Raw genomic sequence first — 4,908 nt, 5'->3', positions numbered from 1 at the left:
CACCGCGTAAGCGGTTTTTGCAAATCATATTGCCACCGCGTAAGCGGTTTTTGCAAATATATATGGTAAACCCCCTCCCCCAAAAAGGAGGGAGGAAATGGAGGAGGAGGCTAAGGGCGATAAACTTAAAAAGTTATCGCCCCGACGGCATTGATATGGGAATGCTAATCCAAAATTACAAGGCGGTAATTGTCTTTGTCCGAAAATAATTTTCGCAACATCTGATTGTTTAAAAAATGGCCGCCGTGCGCCGATTGATATTTGCCAATGATGCGATGCGGCGACAGGGCCAAATCGCCAACGATATCCAAAAATTTATGGCGCACGAATTCATCGGGGAAGCGTAAGCCGCCCGGGTTCAACACGCCATCATCGCCGGCCACCACCACATTGTCGTAGGTGCCACCGAGGCCAAGGTTGTTGGCCTTTAACAGGGCAACATCGGCCTCCATGCAAAATGTGCGCGCAGACGCAATATCTTGAAAAAAATAATCGCGACTGACCAGGCTTTTTAATCTATCCTTGCCGATCGCCTTCGCCGGGTAATTAATCGCGCAATCGATGTCCAAAAATTCGGCGGGGTCAAGGGTCGCGGTCATGCCCTTTTCCTGCACCTCAACCTGTTTGACAACTTGCAAATAGGTGCGGCGATAGGGCTTGCCATTGCGTTGCATGACCAAGCCAGCCTTGGTAAAGGGCGCAAAATAATCCTGCGCCGAACCATCAAGAATTGGCACCTCGTCATTATCGATTTTAATCAAGGCGTTATCAATGCCAAAGGCAAAAAGCGCGGCCATCAAATGCTCGACCGTGTTAACGCACACCCCGTCGTGGTTGGCAATGCGGGTCGAAAATTTTGCCGACACCACGTTGGAAAACAACGCGGGGACAATGGCATCTTTGCTTGGGTCGTTCTTTGCCACATCGGCGCGGCAAAATTTAATACCATGGTCGTGCGGCGCGGGTTCAATCGTCATGGTGGCCAACTTGCCATTATGCAGGCCAACCCCCTGCAACGTAACCTTTTCCTTCAGCGACCATTGATAGGGCGAATAAACCATATCGCCCGCCAGCAAACTGGGGAGCAAGGCAACATGCCCCACCGGTTGCGCCGACAGGGCGTCAACCATGCCATCAACAATCGGCAGAATCTTAATCGCCGATTTGACCGCGCCAGCAAAGGGCGCGCGGCCATTAACTGGGGCAACGCGGGCGGTGGCATCCGCATGGGCAAGGTTATTTAAATTATTCATAGATTAAATTATATACGATTCCATTCGATTTATAACCCGCCGAAATGTTAAATTATATGAAGCAACCTTAATCAATAACCATACGGTGCGCCACCCTCAAACATAGAAGCGTGCCCTCAAGCAGCGAAGCGTGCCCTCAAGCAGCGAAGCGTGCCCTCAAGCAGCGAAGCGGTAGGGCAAATATATTGGGCAAATATATTGGGCAAATATATTGGTCAAAATAATCGCAATTATCGTTGGCTGACGGCAAAGCCCATTTTTTGCCACAGGGCAAGGGTTTCCTGGCGCAAGAAAATCACCTTAACCGGCGCGGTGCCCACCCCGTAATAGCCGATTAAATTGGCCGCCTGTTTCGACATATCGAGTATGCGGTTTTTGGCAAATGGCCCGCGGTCGTTGATAACCAATTTTATCGCCGCACCGGTGCGCAAGTTGACTATCACCGCCACCGCCGGCAGGGGCAATGTGCGGTGCGCCGCCGACACCAACCCCATGTTAAATTGCCCACCGTTGGCGGTATCCTTGCCATGGAAATCATCGCCATACCACGATGCCATACCGCTTTCGACATAATCGGTGCGGGGAAAAAATGGGCGGAATTCCTGGCCCTCGATAGCATAGGGGTTGCCGACTTTTGGTTTGCCAAAAAATGGCGCGGTGCGGTCGTTAAAGGGCGGCACAAAATTGCCACGCGCCGGGTTAAATTCCATGCCAAATTGCGCGTCAATTTTTTGTTTCAGGGTGGGGCTTGGGTTTTGCACATCGCCCGCATTGTCGGTCGTCTTGTCATCATTGCCCTCACCGGTCGCGGTATCAACCTGCGCTGATGTGACGCCATTGCTATTATTATCTTGCGCGTAACCGACCATCGGCTTGACCATCGGCCTTAGGCACAACATACAAATCGCCAGGCCGAATGCGACGCGGCGCGGCGTTAGCCGCCAGCGGTTTGAATAAAAACTATTTTTTAATATCATGGTTCTATCTCTCTTTATTACGGCTATTTTTGCAAAAAACAAGCCAGCACGGCAAATTAATGGCCAGGCTTTACAAATTGATTTTTTTAGCCATATAAGTTAAATAAAAAAAATGCTAAGCGTAAAAAACCAACCATCAAAAAACACCACCGACAAGAAACAGGGTGATGCGCCGCTTTCCAGTATTTTTAGCGATGAAAAAAAAACCACCAGCAATAACCCGATTGAGGCTATAGCGCAAAATTCACCGCAGTGGAAGGATTTGGTAAAAACCATCCGCCGCAAACTTCTTGGCCGCCAACCGGTCGCGGCGATTTTACCGCTTATCAAGCCGCTGTCGCCGCCCGACATGGCCGAATTGATTCACCACCTGAATAATCGGCAACGTCTACACTTCATCGACCTGATGATTGACCATATCAACCCTGAGGTTTTTACCCATGTCGACGATTCGGTGTTGGCCAAAATTTTGCCCAAATTGCCGACGCGGGTTTGGCAAAACCTGCTGAAAAAATTGGAAAGCGACGACGCGCTCGATTTGATTGAGGTCTTCAACGAAAAGCAACAACAGAAATTATTATCCTTTATCCCACGGCAAGATCGCGCCGAGTATAATTTTGTCTTGAGCCTGCCCGATGACACCGCCGGTAAATTGATGCGCCACGAATTGGTCACCGCCCCCAAATTTTGGACGGTCGGGCAAATGATTGATTTCTTGCGCGACAAAAAAAACAAAACCCCCGACCTGTTTCACAATATTATTATCGTCGGCCCGTCGCACCGGCCGATTGGTATTTTGCCGGTGTCGCACCTGTTGCGTGCCAACCGCCCGACCCCGTTGGCAAAACTGATGATAAAAGATTTCCAACAGATTCCGGTCGAAATGAACCAGGAGGATGTGGCGCGTATTTTTGACCGCTATGGCCTGGTCGAGGCACCGGTCGTCGATTCATTCAACCGGCTGGTCGGCACCATCACGGTCGATGACGTGATGCAGGTGATGGAGGAAGAATATGAGGAAGACATCATGCGGCTCGGCGGGGTGCAAGATGGCGATTTCCACAAACCGATTATCCACACCACCTATTTCCGTTTTATTTGGTTGTTTGTCAATTTGTTGACGGCGGTTGCCGCGTCGATGGTGATTAATGTTTTCGAGGCAACCATCGAACAATTGGTCGCCCTGGCGGTGTTGATGCCGATTGTGCCCAGCATGGGCGGCAACGCTGGCACGCAAACCACCACCGTGGTGGTGCGCGCCCTGGCGACCGGTGATTTGGTCAGCACCAACACGTTAAAAACATTATGGAAGGAAACCGCCGTCGGCTGGTTGAATGGTATCCTATTTGCCTTTATCGTTGGCGGCATGGCCTATGCTTGGAAGGGGTCGTTGCTCATGGCCTATGCCATTTCCGGGGCGATTATCATTACCCTGGTTGCCGCCGCGGTGTTCGGCGTGCTTATCCCGCTGGCTTTAAAATTCTTTAAGCAGGACCCGGCGATTTCCTCCACGGTGTTTTTAACGTGGGTTACCGACACGGTTGGTTTTATGTCATTTTTGTTAATGGCAAAATTATTAATGGGATAAAAATTTTATGTCACAGCATCAACCCGCGATGACGCGGCAACAATGGGGCTCGCTGTTTATTATTTCGGGCATTTGGGCTTGGTCGTTCGTGGTTTATAAGGTCATGGGCGAGGTTTACCAACCGCTGATGATTGCCTTCATCCGCTGTGCGATTGGTGCGGCCTATTTGCTGTGTTACCTGTGGTATAAAAAAATATCGCTTTTTACCTACAAACAATATTTTCCAATGTTGTTGTTGCTCAGCATCTTGGGCAACATCATTCCCTTTACCCTGTCGGGGCTGTTGATAAAGGACGTCGGGTCGGCGGTATCGTCGATTATCAATTCCATCAACCCGATTTTTACCGCGGTGTTGATTAGAATATTTTACGACCATCACCGCCTGTCGCTTGGTCGGTTTTCGGGCATTTTATTATCACTGCTGGGCATCACCATCATGATTGGCGTCGATGGCTTAATCCACGCGCAACATAATAATTGGGTTTACCTTGTCAAGGAAATGTCCTTGATGTTGGTCGGATTTTCTTTTTCGGTGCAGGCAACCTTGACGCGCCGCCGCGATATACAAAAACTTCCGGCGGTGGTGATGGTCGCCAGCCAAAATATTTTTTCGACCATCATCCTGTTGCCGATTATATTTATTTTTGACAAACCCCTGTCTTACCCATTCCCGCCGAGTTTGGAAATGATACTGATGGCGGTTGTCTATAACGTATTTTCGATGGGTTATGCCTATATTATTTATTTTAACATGATTAGGAAGGCCGGCGCGGTCAATGCCTCCCTGACCGCGATGATTATGCCGCCGATTGGCATTTTTTACGCTTATCTTTATTTTGGTGAACAATTGGCCAGCCACCAATTGCTCGGCTTAGAATTCATCACCCTGGGGCTGGTGGTAATCGACGGCCGCCTGCCAAAATACATTGCGAAGAAATTGCGCCCTCAAGTAGCGAAGCGTGCCCTCAAGTAGCGAAGCGGTAGGACAAATATATTGTGCCCTCAAGTAGCGAAGCGGTAGGGCAAATATATTGCGCAAAATATATTGAGCAAAATAATCGCCCGCGCCAAACGCGCCCTGGCATAGGTG

General features: G+C 49.6%; 4 protein-coding genes. 2 read left to right on the top strand and 2 right to left on the bottom strand.

Annotated features, from left to right (window positions below; genetic code table 11):
• Positions 1 to 164: 164 nt before the first annotated feature.
• Together lpxC and QM529_07410 are read right to left on the bottom strand one after the other, a co-directional pair.
• Positions 165 to 1,253, bottom strand: a complete 1,089-nt coding sequence (gene lpxC / locus QM529_07415) for a UDP-3-O-acyl-N-acetylglucosamine deacetylase (protein ID MDI9314483.1) — start codon at positions 1,251 to 1,253, stop codon at positions 165 to 167.
• A gap of 230 nt (positions 1,254 to 1,483) precedes the next feature.
• A complete protein-coding gene (locus QM529_07410) occupies positions 1,484 to 2,230 on the bottom strand; it encodes a septal ring lytic transglycosylase RlpA family protein (protein MDI9314482.1) in 747 nt (248 codons plus the stop codon).
• 112 nt (positions 2,231 to 2,342) lie between these two features.
• On the opposite strand from QM529_07410, the gene mgtE reads away from it, so the two are divergent.
• Both mgtE and QM529_07400 read left to right on the top strand, forming a co-directional pair.
• Entirely contained in the window at positions 2,343 to 3,818 is a 1,476-nt protein-coding gene (gene mgtE / locus QM529_07405) for a magnesium transporter (protein MDI9314481.1), read from the top strand.
• Between the two features lie 7 nt (positions 3,819 to 3,825).
• Complete coding sequence (locus QM529_07400) at positions 3,826 to 4,791, top strand: DMT family transporter (protein ID MDI9314480.1); 966 nt, start codon at positions 3,826 to 3,828, stop codon at positions 4,789 to 4,791.
• Positions 4,792 to 4,908: the final 117 nt, after the last annotated feature.

The organism is Hydrotalea sp. (genome assembly GCA_030054115.1).
GTDB lineage: Bacteria > Pseudomonadota > Alphaproteobacteria > JASGCL01 > JASGCL01 > JASGCL01.
Note: the sequence above shows the minus strand (reverse complement) of the source record. Positions and strands in the feature narration are given on the sequence as shown.